General features: G+C 37.7%; 12 protein-coding genes. 7 read left to right on the top strand and 5 right to left on the bottom strand.

The window, feature by feature from the left end:
• Nucleotides 1–110 precede the first annotated feature (110 nt).
• Nucleotides 111–1,718, bottom strand: coding sequence for a uroporphyrinogen-III C-methyltransferase (gene cobA, locus NMG88_RS00710; RefSeq protein WP_042156844.1), 1,608 nt, complete (start codon nucleotides 1,716–1,718; stop codon nucleotides 111–113).
• A gap of 199 nt (nucleotides 1,719–1,917) precedes the next feature.
• Here cobA and NMG88_RS00705 point away from each other — a divergent pair, with 199 nt between their 5' ends.
• Nucleotides 1,918–2,694, top strand: coding sequence for a hypothetical protein (locus NMG88_RS00705; RefSeq protein WP_026787300.1), 777 nt, complete (start codon nucleotides 1,918–1,920; stop codon nucleotides 2,692–2,694).
• Nucleotides 2,695–2,763: 69 nt separating this feature from the next.
• On the opposite strand, the gene tftA is transcribed toward NMG88_RS00705, so the two are convergent.
• Nucleotides 2,764–4,116 carry a hormogonium tapered terminus morphoprotein TftA gene (gene tftA, locus NMG88_RS00700; protein ID WP_254035006.1) on the bottom strand — a complete coding sequence of 451 codons (1,353 nt, stop codon included), beginning with the start codon at nucleotides 4,114–4,116 and terminating at the stop codon, nucleotides 2,764–2,766.
• A 57-nt stretch (nucleotides 4,117–4,173) separates the two neighbouring features.
• On the opposite strand from tftA, the gene NMG88_RS00695 reads away from it, so the two are divergent.
• On the top strand, nucleotides 4,174–4,542 hold the full coding sequence (locus NMG88_RS00695) for a VOC family protein (protein WP_026787302.1): 369 nt from the start codon (nucleotides 4,174–4,176) through the stop codon (nucleotides 4,540–4,542).
• A 9-nt stretch (nucleotides 4,543–4,551) separates the two neighbouring features.
• On the opposite strand, the gene NMG88_RS00690 is transcribed toward NMG88_RS00695, so the two are convergent.
• On the bottom strand, nucleotides 4,552–4,845 hold the full coding sequence (locus NMG88_RS00690; protein WP_264477077.1) for a hypothetical protein: 294 nt from the start codon (nucleotides 4,843–4,845) through the stop codon (nucleotides 4,552–4,554).
• A gap of 38 nt (nucleotides 4,846–4,883) precedes the next feature.
• Nucleotides 4,884–5,546, bottom strand: coding sequence for a phosphoribosyltransferase (locus NMG88_RS00685; protein ID WP_254035005.1), 663 nt, complete (start codon nucleotides 5,544–5,546; stop codon nucleotides 4,884–4,886).
• Between the two features lie 147 nt (nucleotides 5,547–5,693).
• Here NMG88_RS00685 and NMG88_RS00680 point away from each other — a divergent pair, with 147 nt between their 5' ends.
• The 5 genes from NMG88_RS00680 to NMG88_RS00660 all read left to right on the top strand — a co-directional run bounded on the left by NMG88_RS00680 (nucleotide 5,694) and on the right by NMG88_RS00660 (nucleotide 11,865).
• Entirely contained in the window at nucleotides 5,694–6,383 is a 690-nt protein-coding gene (locus NMG88_RS00680) for a uracil-DNA glycosylase (RefSeq protein ID WP_227366532.1), read from the top strand.
• Between the two features lie 124 nt (nucleotides 6,384–6,507).
• Nucleotides 6,508–7,698, top strand: a complete 1,191-nt coding sequence (locus NMG88_RS00675) for an ABC transporter permease (RefSeq protein WP_227381053.1) — start codon at nucleotides 6,508–6,510, stop codon at nucleotides 7,696–7,698.
• A 23-nt stretch (nucleotides 7,699–7,721) separates the two neighbouring features.
• The gene (locus NMG88_RS00670; RefSeq protein WP_254034552.1) at nucleotides 7,722–8,909 is read left to right on the top strand and encodes an ABC transporter permease; all 1,188 of its coding nucleotides are present in this window, start codon (nucleotides 7,722–7,724) and stop codon (nucleotides 8,907–8,909) included.
• Nucleotides 8,910–8,951: 42 nt separating this feature from the next.
• Entirely contained in the window at nucleotides 8,952–10,922 is a 1,971-nt protein-coding gene (locus tag NMG88_RS00665) for a TolC family protein (protein WP_254035004.1), read from the top strand.
• Nucleotides 10,915–11,865 (top strand): RluA family pseudouridine synthase, encoded by a 951-nt coding sequence (locus NMG88_RS00660; RefSeq protein ID WP_254032142.1) that lies wholly within the window; start codon nucleotides 10,915–10,917, stop codon nucleotides 11,863–11,865. The genes NMG88_RS00665 and NMG88_RS00660 overlap by 8 nt, the downstream gene beginning before the upstream one ends.
• 66 nt (nucleotides 11,866–11,931) lie before the next feature.
• Here the strand turns inward: NMG88_RS00660 and NMG88_RS00655 are convergent, their stop codons facing one another.
• Complete coding sequence (locus NMG88_RS00655) at nucleotides 11,932–13,023, bottom strand: hybrid sensor histidine kinase/response regulator (RefSeq protein ID WP_042156832.1); 1,092 nt, start codon at nucleotides 13,021–13,023, stop codon at nucleotides 11,932–11,934.
• Nucleotides 13,024–13,095: the final 72 nt, after the last annotated feature.

Genomic DNA, 13,095 nt, shown 5'->3' with positions numbered 1-13,095 from the left:
GGCTGTTTCATTCGCTAAAAATTACGTACAAAAAAGCCAAAGGTTGAGTCATTTCTTAAATAAAGAAACTTTATGCGGTTAAAACCGCACGATTCGCTGATATCTCAGGTCTAAAGACACTGAGTTTTACGCTTACCGGATATTTCTATAATCGCTTGGGTTAATCCTTCTAGGGTATATTCTTGGGCTTCGATGTCTACCCTTCCTAATAAACTTTGACAGCTTTTAGAAGTTTGGGGGCCAATCGAAGCAATCCAAATTGTGTCTAAATAATTGGGGGGTAAAGATTGTTCCGGTAGGGTTTGAATCAGTTGACAGAAATTTTTGACGGTTTTAGAACTAGCAAAAGTAATTATATCAATTTTTTGGGTCTGTAAAGCGTCTAAAACTTCAGTAGAAATACTATCAGGACAACCGGATTCATAAGCGGCAACTTCCACAAGAATTGCTCCTTTTGCTGTCAATTCCTGCACTAAAATTTCCCGTCCTCCGGTTTCAACTCTGGGAAATAAAATTCTTTTTCCTGCTAAGGATTCTGGAAAATGTTCGACCAGGGAATCCGCAATAAAATCCGGCGGAATAAAATCAGGTTTTAAATAACGTTCTTGCAAACTAGCGGCAGTTTTTTTACCGACTACGGCGATTTTAGTTTGACCTAAACTGCGGGTATCTTTTCCTAGGGTAATTAAGCGATTAAAAAAGTATTCAACTGCGTTAGAAGAAGTTAAAATTAACCAATCAAAGGGATTTTCTGATGAACTTCCTAATTGTACAATAGCCTGATCTAAACTTTCCCAACTAGATGGAGGTGTAATCACTAAAGCGGGCATTTCAATAACAATTGCTCCTTGAGCTTTTAATAAGTCACTTTGGATGCTTGATTGTTCTACGGAGCGAGTAACTAATATAGTTTTACCTAATAGTAGTTGGTTCATAATATGTTGATTTAAAATAGTATTTTTTGGTAGTTGATTCTGTTGCCAAGGGTATTGATCAGGGTTGATAAAATCGCGTAAACGAACAACTTCACCCACCACAATCACACAGGGAGATAGGGATTGATTGGCTGTTATTTCTACAATATCATTTAATCTGCCAACCCAAACTTTTTGTTGGGGACAACCGCCCGATTGAATAATAGCAATTGAGGTTTGAGGAAGTCGTTCATGGCGTAAAAGTTGATGGACAATTTCGGCTAAATTCCGTCCTCCCATTAAAATAACTAGGGTTTCTATTTGGGAAACAATTTGCCAATCTAGGGCTTCTAAATCATGGGCAGTTAGGACGGCAAAACAACGACTCATTACCGGGTCTGTTAGGGGAATATGGGCGAGGGTTGGAGCCGCCAAAGCCGAAGAAAGTCCGGGGATTACTTCAAATTTGCATTCCGATTCAATTAAATCTTGAATTTCCGATGTTGTCCGTCCAAAAATAAAAGGATCGCCTCCTTTTAAACGGATAACTTGTTTTCCTTCTTGACAATATTTAACCAATAATTGATTGATTTCCGTCTGGAGAGTGCTGGGTTTTCCACCTCGTTTTCCGACTTCTAATTTTAAACAATTTGCCGGAACTAAGGTTAAAATAGAATTATCTACTAAGGCATCATAAATAATTACTTCTGCTTGGGAAAGTAACTGTTGGGCTTGTAGGGTAAGATAGGCAATTTCCCCTAGCCCAGCCCCCATTAAATAAACTTTTCCAGTTGGGTTGATCATTGATAAATTTCATAAAAATCAAGGTTCAAATCTGATTTTATCCTAATTTCAGGGTGTGAAACTTTAAGAAGTGTCACAGGGGCGATCGCAATCTGAATATTTTTATCCATAATCGGGGTTGAAAGGAAACAGGGAAATCCGGCTTTTAAATAGAAAGCACTTACTAAATTTCATCTATCATTAATTAGGATTAATAACCATGAGAGTTCAGTTTAATTATGGTTTTTTTGGTTTAGGATTAACTATCATTTTGTTAATTCTGTTTAGTGTGTTACAATGGTTACAAATTTCGGCAGGAACCTTTTTAGATTGGGTAATTGCCTGTGCAATTTTTTGGTGGTTATTATTAATTGTAACTGTTCCTTGGAATATTCATTTTGAAGCTAAAGAAGTTTTAGCCGAAGCCGAAGAATCGAAAAAAAAAGGGATTCCCGTTGAACCGAAACAAGTGGAATATGTAACCAAATTAGCCCGACGTTCCCTGGGGGTAGCTTTGGGTTTACACTTAATATCTACTTTAGGACTTTATGGGTTAGCTTGGTCGGGAATTAGTTTAGTCGGTTATTTGGGTGCGGGGGCGGCTTTATTATTAACAATTTTACGGCCATCGGTGCGGGCTTACCAATATTTATCGGCACGATTATCAATGGTTAGACGTCAGATTTCTTACCCCCGTGAGGACGTGGTAGAATTGCGAAATCGTTTTGAAACGGTAGAATTAACCTTAAAAGAATTACAAAGCCAATTAAACCTTAAATATGCCGATTCTTGGGCTTCTCAACAGGAACAAAGATGGCAAGCAACCCGTCAAGATTTCACCCGATTAACGGCGGATTTAGAAACATTAAAAGCCACTAATTTATCCGAACATGAGCGTTTAGAAAAAGAGGCAAAAAATGCGATCGCTCAATTAACCACCGATGGAAAATTCCTCAATCATGTTAGAGAAATTATTAGATTTGTAAAAGAAGCATAAAAATTGAGGGGAGAAGGAAAAATAATTATTTCTCTCCCTTTTTTTGTGTCTTTGTGTCTTTGTGTTTGCTTAAATTTCATAAAGTCTTCTTAATAAAGCTAAAATTTGATCGCCGTAGGTGGAATCATCTGACCATCTCCCGCTTAATTGTTGGACAAAAGGAGCAATTCCTCGTGTGACAAATTCAAAGCGAGGATCAACAATATCTTGGACTAAAGGTTCATAACTCGCGTAGGCTTTTAGATGTTGAATATGGGCTCTAACTCCGATTTGAATTGTCGGGAAAGAAGCACTTTCGGAAGCACCTCCCAAACTTCCTAAACCTCCAAAATTGTTTTGTTCGGGTTTGAGAGTTCCGCCAAATTGTAGAAAGTTGGTTTCCAAACACATTTGAGAGAACGCAATATCGTGATTCACTCCTTCTGTAGCCGATTCTTCTCGATAAAATTTAGCAATTTCAGGAACAGTATTAATCATATTAGAATCTTGAGTTTTGATAAACATAATTAGTTGAACTTCTGTGGTTAAGCCATTGCCCATAATCTGATCCATTTGACTATTATAGGGACGAATATTAGAACGAAAAACCACACTTCGATTGGGATTATCCCAGCCCACAGAAATTCCAAAATTTTTGAAATCAACGGCTCGAATATAAACAATATTATTATATCTAATTCTTCTTATTCGATCAGAAATTTCTGATAAATTCAAGCCAAATTTATCGACTAAATCAATGGGAATATAAGCATTTCCATTGACTAAAATTCCATTTTCCCCATAGCGACGGCCATTAATATTAATTCCAATCGAACCATAAACGGGTGTACCTGGGGGAACATTTGGAATAGGATTTGTTGAACCATTTCCTAACCAATTAGTGAGTCCATTAGCAATTCCAATCGCTATATCTTGACGTCGGTTTTGAATTAAAGCCCGATCAGTGGGATTAGTTAGAAATCCCAATTCCAGATAGAGAGAAGGAATACTAATCCAACGGCAAAAAATTAAACTTCCTAAGCCAGTTTCGGTGTCCGGTTTTGTCCCGCGATTGGGAAGTTGAGGGACTTGTTGAAGCAGGGATAATAATAGGGATTCCGCGTCTTGTTTTCGGGATTGATTACCCGCAATATAAAAGGCTGTAGCCCCTCGAATTAGAGGGTTTGATGAGCCTCCCATTTGCAATTCTAAAGCAATATCTCCTGAGCGAGAATGGGCATTAATCCAATCAATAGTTTGAGTTTGACTCAAATCATCAGGAACCGAAATCACTTGTAAACCCCTAGAGCGCAATTCACCAACGACTAAATCCCGAATCCGAATTATTTCTTGGGCTTCGGTTGTCCCTCCAGCAACCGTACCTGGGTCTCTTGCACCATTTTCAAATCCTCCATGACCTGCGGATAAAAAAATTCTTGTCATTAGTTTATGCTCTCAATTTTAAGTTTAATATTAAGGTTAAATATTTTGATTCCCTTTATGGTTTTACACTGTAATCAGGCATTTGTCACCCTCGCCGATCCGAAAATGGAAATTTTGGTTGAGTTTTATTCTCAACTATTGGGAATACAACCGTTAAATTATATTCCCCATCGTTATGCAGAATTTCAGTTACCGAGTTTGAAATTAGGAATTTTTAAACCCCAAACTACTGATATTTCTGAATTTTCTCCGACGGGTAAAACGGGCATGAGTTTGTGTTTAGAAGTCCCAAATTTAGAACAAGCGATCGCCCATTTAGAAGCATTAGGATATCCTCCCCCTGGAGAAATCATTACGGCTGCCCACGGTCGAGAAATTTATGCTTATGATCCGATGGGAAACCGTTTAATTTTATATCAAATTTAGGGGAATTATTCACCGCATTAAATCTAAGAGGGTGTAAAGGCTCATTATTAACAATAATATTGCCAGTTTTTGGGTGAGTTGTAAACTGGGGGAAGGAATCATAGCTTCCCTAACTAGAATCGAAGTGGATGATCCCGCAACATAACTCATCGACAGTACCAAATAGGGCCATTGTTGATTCCCCATCCAAATTAAAAGTAAAAAAAATCCTAACATTAACATCAGTAACTCAATAAATTGAGGGGGGTTATATTGGGTTGATAATACTAAAGTTTGCCACCAAAAATTCCAACGTCTAATCATGATTAATTATCAACTGTGAATCACTATTTATTGTAGATTTATTGTAGCCAGGTTTGTTGTTGTAAATCGGATAAAGCTGTTTCCGTCTCTACCTGTTCAAATTGTTGATAAAACCGACCAACATTAAAAAAGGGATCGGGGGTTTCTAAGACAATAACCCGATCGCCCCATTGCTGCATAGAGGGAATTAATTCTAGCGGGGCCACGGGAACACAAATCCAAATTGCCATGGGGTGATGAGCTTTCAATGCCTTTGCCGCCACAGCCATCGTCATTCCAGTGGCAATACCATCATCAACAATCAGGGCTAAAGCTCCATGGGGGTTAACATCTGGACAAGCCGGAGAAAGCTGTTCCCAACCCTGCTGGGCTTTGGTCTGAGCCTGTTCTAATATCCTTTGTTGAAGCTCCAGATCGAGGGGTTTGCGTTTCGACCATAATACATGACCATCGGAGGTGACTGCACCCAAGGCCAATTCTGGGTTATCGGGGAAGGTGATTTTTTTGGCCACAATTACACTCAAAGGAGCCTGCAACCCTTGAGCAATGGGCACAGCCACGGGTACACCTCCACGGGGTAAGGCATAAACCACTATTTTTGTATCCCGATTTGGGTGTTCTAAACTTATCTGTAACAAAATTTCTTTTGCCAGTTGCTCACCCGCTTGAGTCCGATCTTTAAATATTGGTGTGAATAACATGATCTGCTTGCCCCCTGCCATCCCATCAACTCTATGATGACTGTTGCTGTTGAGAGTTGCAACTTGATAAATTCCCACTGGATGGAAAATAGTTGTAAATTGGGTATCGGTTAATCATTAATACCCCATACCCTACTCTATTTGATTATGTCTGATCACGAACAATTGAGTTTATTTGATTTTAAAAATACTGAACCTGCTGCTCCGTTAATAAATTTGAATCGGGATTTAATTCCGACTGATGCTAAAATTGCGATTCCTTTAGGAACTTATCAAACCTTAGAAGAAATTGCTAACCATTGTAATCATTGTTATCGTTGTGAATTAGGGCAAAATCGTACCCATGCGGTCATTGGTAGAGGTAATATTCAAGCGCCAATTATGATTATCGGAGAAGCACCGGGGCAAAATGAAGATGAACAGGGTTTACCCTTTGTTGGCAGGTCGGGACAACTGTTAGAAAAAATTTTAGAATCCGTGGGTTTAACTACGGATAAAGAGGTTTATATTTCTAATGCCATTCGCTGTCGTCCGCCGAATAATCGCACTCCTACCCCGCAAGAAATCGAAGCCTGTAAACCCTATTTATTAGAACAAATTCGTTTAGTTAATCCAAAAATTATTTTATTAACCGGAGCAACGGCGGTTAAATCTTTATTAGGAGATAAACGGGGAATTAGTAAAATTAGAGGGCAATGGATGGAGTGGGAAGGGCGATTATGTATGCCAATTTTTCACCCAGCTTATTTATTAAGAAATCCCTCTAAGGAACAGGGATCACCGAAATGGTTAATGTGGCAAGATATTCAAGAAGTTTACAATAAATTGAATGAATAATCTTGCAATCGTAGTGAGCCCTTCAGGGCTCTCTTACTATTAACCACCTCAATCGTAGTGAGCCCGACCGGGTTATTTTACATCATTTTATAATAATCAATTATGAGGTTTAGTAAACAAGATTATGGGTCTTTCTATTCTAAGTTTAATTAGATTAAGTTGCAGTTCGTTATTAGCTAATCCCGTTCGTTCTTTTCTATCAGGAATTGGGGTATTTATGGGAGTCGCGGCGGTGAGTGCGACCTTGCAAGTTAAAAATATTAGCACGGCGGTGATTAAGCAACAATTGGATGAACGAGATGCGCCACAAATTGGTATAGATTCACCCCGGAACCCGATTACAGAACAGTGGGCAGAACTTAGTTTAGAAGATATCATAATCCTGAAAAAACAGTTAAAAGGCTTAAAATCTATTAGTGGCAGCAGTTGGATAAACTGGTCGGCACAGGCTGTTTTTCAGAATCAGAAAGCCCATCCCTATTTACAGGCTATGACCGTCGATTTTTTAAACACATCAGGACGTAAATTAATTGCTGGGCGACCTTTTAATTCCAGTGATTTTGAAAACTATCAACCCGTAGTTATTATTGATCAATTTTTAGCGGATAAACTCTTTAAAAGTTTAAATCCTTTAGGAAAAACTATTTATATTGATTTTAGACCTTATGTGGTGGTTGGGATTGTTGTAACTAAACCTCTATGGAGCGGGCAAGAACCAAAAGGGTTTGTTTATGTTCCGATGGCTATTCATAGTGCAGTTACAGGACAAAAAGAAATCAACAGTTTGCTCTTGCGTCCCTCTAAAATTGAAAATTTAGATTCTATGAGTGAACAGGCTAAAAAAATATTAGAAAAACGGTTTCCTGGGTATGAAATTGAGCCTTGGAAGACATCTGAGGACATTTTAGAACGGCAAAAAACCCTAGATTCTGTTTCTAAAGCTTTATTAGTAGTCGGTGCAATTTCTTTAATTGTAGGCGGAGTTGGGATTGCCAATATTACCATCGCCTCAGTCATAGAACGTACCCCAGAAATCGGACTGAGGAGGGCGGTGGGTGCGACCCAATTAGATATTATGTTACAGTTTATTTTAGAAGCCGCTATTTTAAGTTTAATTGGGGGAACTATTGCGATTATTACCGTTCATGGTGCGACGGTTGTTGTAGCTAAACAATTTAGTTTACCCTATCAATTTAACAATAAAACGGCTGCATTAGCTCTGAGTTCAGCGATATTAGTCGGAGTAGGAGCCGGATTTTTCCCAGCTTTACGCGCCAGTCAACTTGACCCGGTAAAAGCGTTAAGAGGAGATTAGAAAACCATTAAAAACACTGCATTATGAGTCTTTCCAGTTTGAGTTTAATTAAATTAAGTTGTAGTTCGTTATTAGGTAATCCCGTCCGTTCTTTTTTATCAGGAATTGGGGTATTTATGGGGGTGGCTGCGGTGAGTGCAACCTTGGAAGTTGGTAATATTAGCACGGCGATCATTGAGCAACAATTAGCTGAACGAGATGCACCACAAATCCGCATTTTGTCATGGGGAAACCCCATAACAAAAACTCCACCACAACTGAGTTTAGAAGATATAAAAATCTTAAAAAAACAGTTAAAAGGGTTACGATCAATTAGTGGCACGAATGGGATAGGAAGCCCAGAGGTTATTTTTCAAGATCAGCCAGCTAATCCCTATGCAAGAGCGATAACAATCAATTTTTTCAACACATCAGGACAGAGATTAGTTGCTGGACGACCTTTTGATGCCAATGATTTTAAAAACTATAAACCTGTGATTATTATTGATCAATTTTTAGCTGATAAACTCTTTGAAAAAATAAATCCTTTAGGAAAAAATATTTATGTAAACTTTAGACCTTATACTGTGATTGGGATTGTTGCTAGTAGATATTATAGTGAGGAAGAGAAACCTACAGGTTATGTTTATATTCCAATGGCGATTTATAGTGCAATCACAGGAGACCAAAACATTAGATTTTTACAATTACGTCCCGATAAAATTGAAGATTTAGAGCCTTTAAGTAAGCAAGCTAAAAAAATATTAGAACAACGATTTCCTGGGGATGAATTTTATGTGGCGAATACCATTGAGGAAATTTTAGAACAGCAAAAAACCCTGGATTCTGTTTCTAAAGCATTATTAGTTGTAGGTGTGATCGCTTTAATTGTTGGCGGAGTTGGGATTGCTAATATTACCATCGCCTCGGTAATCGAACGTACCCCAGAAATTGGGCTGAGGCGGGCGGTAGGTGCGACCCAATTAGATATCATGTTGCAATTTATTTTAGAAGCAGCTATTTTAAGTTTAATTGGGGGAACTATTGCGATTATCACCGTTCATGCTGCGACGGTTGTTGTAGCTAAACAATTTAAGTTACCCTATAAATTTGAACAGAAAACGGCTGCATTAGCTCTAAGTTCAGCTATATTAGTAGGAGTAGGAGCCGGATTTTTCCCGGCTTTACGCGCCAGTCAACTTGACCCAGTAAAAGCCTTAAAAGGAGAATAGGGAAAAATAAAGAATTGAACACAAAATCAAGGATTAATGGTTATGGAAGAACAGCATAATTTAGAGTTGGAATCATCAGTTAATTCGGAAAATTCAACTGAATCTGAATCTTTCAATTTTTTACCTTTAGGAATTATTATAACTTTAATCTCCGGTATAAGCGGGATAATTTTTATAGCCCTTCCTTCTCAACCGATTAATAATCCATCCTCTACAAAGTTAGAATTATTCTCTCCTCTAATTCCTACGGTTCCACCTCCAGCTAATTTTAATCCAGTTCCTCCCCCGGCTCCGATTGATTTTATCACGGGAAATTTAATCGCTCCAAATCCTATCAAATCTAACGATATTTTTGGGATTTTAGAAAATACCAACCCCAACAATAATTCTGTTATTGAATTGAATAATTTGGAGAAAAATATATATTTAACTCCCGATCCTGAACCTTTTAATATAGGTAATTATTCGTTTAAAATTGAGTCAGAGGAACCAAATCCTAGGGAAATGATTGAAAATAGTATGACCCCTCTCAATTTAACCGCTAATCGTCCCCAATATCAGAGAATTACTCAACAACCTCCAGAGGTTCAACCGTCTCCCCCGGTTCCGGTTGTTACTGAAATCGATGGCGTTGAATTGACCTTAAATGATGTAATTATTTTGGGTTTAGAAAATAACCGGACGATTAAAAATCAATATTTAGATCGCATTGTCCAACGTCAGGATTTAATCGTTGCTGAAGATAAATTTAATCCTAATTTTACCCCGAATTTATCAATTAACTGGAGTGATATTACTCAAGGAAATTCAACCGTGATGAGCAATGGTTTAAGGTTATCAGCAGGATTAGTGATTAAAATTCCCACGGGGGGAGAGTTGAATATGAGTTGGGTTGGACAGCGACAACAACAAAATTATCAAGGTTCAGGAGGTTCGGATCGAGATGTTTTAAGACAAAATTTAGAATTAGTTTTTAAACAACCTTTATTAAGGGGAGCAGGTCAAAGGGTTAATCGTGCTGATATTGAAATTGCACGAATTAAAGAAACTATTAATTTACTAGATTTAAAATCTACTTTAATTGATAAAACCACCGAAATTATTATATCCTATCGCCGTGTATTACAAGCTCAAGAAGAAGTTAAAATTGATTTACAAGCTTTAGAAAATGCTAAAAAAACAGTAGAAAACACCCAGTTTTTAATTGATGCTGGACGCATAGCTAAAGCCGAGCTAATTACAGTACAATCGCAAGTTGCTGATCAAGAAATAGCTTTATTAAGTTCTCGAAATAATTTGAGGCAACGACGACTGGATTTATTGGAATTATTAGATATTGATGAAGATGTTAATATCATAGCATCTCAAAACTTAGAAATTCAGCCCCCAACCTTAGATATTGATCGGATCAGACAATCTATTCTTGAGCATCAACCCAGTTATTTAAAAGCAAAATTAAATTTAGAAAACGCAAAAACACAATTAGTTATTGATGAAAATAAGCGCCGTTGGAATATTGATTTAGCAACCGTAGTTAGACATGATCCAGCACCCAATATTATTGAAAATAGAACGGAATTAAGTGCTGGATTAACTTTTAGTAAAGCCCTGGGTGATCGCAGCATAGAGCGTGATTTTCAACGGAGTCGAGTTAATGTTTTAAAATTAGAAAACGATTTAAAAGAGACGATACAAAAAGTTAATACTGAGGTGACTAAAAATTTACAAGATATTGAATTAAACTTTAAAAAAGTTGAATTATCTCGACAGGCGACGAAGTTAGCTGAACTGCAACTTAGCAATGAAGTGGAGAAAATAAAGTTGGGGTTCCAAGGGCGTAGACTACTAGATCTAGTAGATTTTCAATCTAAATTAAATGAAGCCCAAAATAATGAATTAAATGCTAAAATAGATTATCTGAATGCCTTAACTAATTTAGAAAAAAACTTGGGAATCACCTTAGATACCTTGGGGATCACCCTAGAACAACAACCTGAACAAAATAATGAATGATTCCGCTCTGATTGAGTTAACCGTAGATACGGAAAATTTACCCCAGGATAAACAGCATCGACGGTTAGATGTGTGGTTATCTCAACAGGTTCCTGATCTGTCTCGATCGCGGATTCAAACTTTAATTACCCAGGGATGGGTAAAAATTAATCAACAGGTTTGTACGACTAAAAAAGTGTCTGTGCAAGGTGGCGATCGCTTAGAAATTATTCTTCCACCCCCCGAACCTTTAGACTTAGAAGCAGTAGATATTCCCCTGGATATTTTATATGAAGATGATTGTCTTTTAATTCTAAATAAACCTGCTGGGTTAGTAGTTCATCCCTCGCCAGGACATCAGAATGATACCCTGGTTAATCGTTTATTAGCCCATTGTGATCAATTATCAGGAATTGGTGGGGTACAAAGACCAGGAATTGTGCATCGTTTAGATAAGGATACCACCGGGGCAATAGTGGTGGCTAAAACGGATTTTGCCCTGCAAAGTTTACAAGCTCAAATTAAGTCTAAAACTGCCCGTCGTCAATATTTGGGAGTGGTTTATGGGGTTCCTAAAACCAATTCAGGAACGATTAATCAACCTATTGGTCGTCATCCGATTGATCGCAAAAGAATGGCAATTGTTCCCATAGAAAACGGGGGACGGGAAGCCATTACCCATTGGCAAATGCAAGAACGAATCGGGAACTATACGTTAATGTTATTTACCTTAGAAACCGGACGTACCCATCAAATTCGGGTGCATACTGCTTCTATGGGAAATCCGATTGTGGGTGATCCTGAATATAGTCGAGGAAAAGCGATTGGTGTGAATTTACCCGGACAGGCGCTTCATGCTTGGAAATTAACCTTAAATCATCCAATTTCAGGAGAAATAATTGAAGCGATCGCTCCAATTCCAGATACTCTAAAAACGCTTTTAGAAGTCCTACGCCGCCGTTAACCGTAGTGAGCCTTTCAAGGCTCTCAGAGAGTCCTAAAGGACTCACTACGATAAAAAAATTAGGGTCTACAAAGGCAAAATTACCGTAAATATTGTTCCCTCTCCCGGTTCACTTTTAACTGTAATTTTACCTTGGTGTAAATCAACAGCTTGTTTAACAATTGATAATCCTAACCCTGTCCCTTTAATATTTCCTACGTTACTAGCGCGTTCAAATTGTTGAAATAGTTTATTTTGATAATCTTTCGGTAAACCAATTCCTTGATCGGCCACTTCACACCGGACAAATTGACCCTCTTGGTGAATTGTCAGGCTTACTTTACCCCCATCAGGAGAATATTTGATCGCATTAGATAACAAATTTAATAAAATATGACGCAATAAATGTTTATCTAAGTTTCCCAAAATAACGTCTGGAAAAGTGATTAATACCAGGGGATTTTTATTATTAGCAATGGGTTTAATTTCTTCGATAATGGCTTGACAAAATTCAACAATTTCTAGGGGTTCAGGACTAAAGATTAGTTTCCCAGATTCAGCCTGACTTAATATTAACAAATCTTCTAAAAGATTGTTCATATTCTGCACTGAGTTTTGAATTCTATCTAAATGTTTTTGCTTTTTATCTTCTGGCCATTTTTCACTATAATCTTTCAACATTCCGGCGGACATTTGAATCGCTGTTAATGGGGTTTTTAAATCATGGGAAGCAATGGAGAAAAACCGCGATTTATCATCGTTAACCGATTGGGCTTCTTGCAAAGAATGCTGCATTTGTAAGGAGGCTTGATGCTTGTTTAAGGCAATTTTAATCGCTGCATGAACTTCTCGCTCCTTAAACGGTTTGAGAATATATCCATAGGATTGCGTTTTTTCAGCCCGTTCTAAGGTTTCATCATCAGCATAAGCTGTTACATAAATAACCGGAATATTAAACTTTTCTTGAATAATTTTTGCCGTTTCAATTCCATCTAAATCCCCCTTAATTACAATATCCATCAAAATTAAATCCGGTTGGGTTTCTGTCACTTTTTCTAATGCCGATACACTAGAGGACGCAATCCCCACCACCACATATTCTAGTTTTTCTAATTTCCTCGCCAATCCTTTGGCAATGATCAATTCATCTTCGACGATTAAAATTTTAATGGCTGCCATTTTTTTCCCTCCTTTCCCTATTAACTATATTAACATTTTTTTATTTGATCCAGTTTGGCTGTATACGGATAA

The sequence above is a fragment of the Planktothrix agardhii genome (assembly GCF_904830935.1).
Lineage (GTDB): Bacteria > Cyanobacteriota > Cyanobacteriia > Cyanobacteriales > Microcoleaceae > Planktothrix > Planktothrix agardhii.
The sequence above is the reverse complement of the archived record's forward strand: the minus strand, read 5'-3'. Positions and strand labels throughout refer to the sequence as shown.

Bases quoted from the DNA above. Each gene is read 5' to 3' on its own strand.
- NMG88_RS00680 (WP_227366532.1), top strand. From the start codon at position 5,694: ATGTCTGATCACGAACAATTGAGTTTATTTGATTTTAAAAATACTGAA.
- NMG88_RS00660 (WP_254032142.1), top strand. From the start codon at position 10,915: ATGAATGATTCCGCTCTGATTGAGTTAACCGTAGATACGGAAAATTTA.
- NMG88_RS00665 (WP_254035004.1), top strand. From the start codon at position 8,952: ATGGAAGAACAGCATAATTTAGAGTTGGAATCATCAGTTAATTCGGAA.
- NMG88_RS00670 (WP_254034552.1), top strand. From the start codon at position 7,722: ATGAGTCTTTCCAGTTTGAGTTTAATTAAATTAAGTTGTAGTTCGTTA.
- NMG88_RS00705 (WP_026787300.1), top strand. From the start codon at position 1,918: ATGAGAGTTCAGTTTAATTATGGTTTTTTTGGTTTAGGATTAACTATC.
- NMG88_RS00695 (WP_026787302.1), top strand. From the start codon at position 4,174: ATGGTTTTACACTGTAATCAGGCATTTGTCACCCTCGCCGATCCGAAA.
- NMG88_RS00655 (WP_042156832.1), bottom strand. From the start codon at position 13,023: ATGGCAGCCATTAAAATTTTAATCGTCGAAGATGAATTGATCATTGCC.
- NMG88_RS00690 (WP_264477077.1), bottom strand. From the start codon at position 4,845: ATGATTAGACGTTGGAATTTTTGGTGGCAAACTTTAGTATTATCAACC.
- cobA (WP_042156844.1), bottom strand. From the start codon at position 1,718: ATGATCAACCCAACTGGAAAAGTTTATTTAATGGGGGCTGGGCTAGGG.
- NMG88_RS00685 (WP_254035005.1), bottom strand. From the start codon at position 5,546: ATGTTATTCACACCAATATTTAAAGATCGGACTCAAGCGGGTGAGCAA.
- NMG88_RS00675 (WP_227381053.1), top strand. From the start codon at position 6,508: ATGGGTCTTTCTATTCTAAGTTTAATTAGATTAAGTTGCAGTTCGTTA.
- tftA (WP_254035006.1), bottom strand. From the start codon at position 4,116: ATGACAAGAATTTTTTTATCCGCAGGTCATGGAGGATTTGAAAATGGT.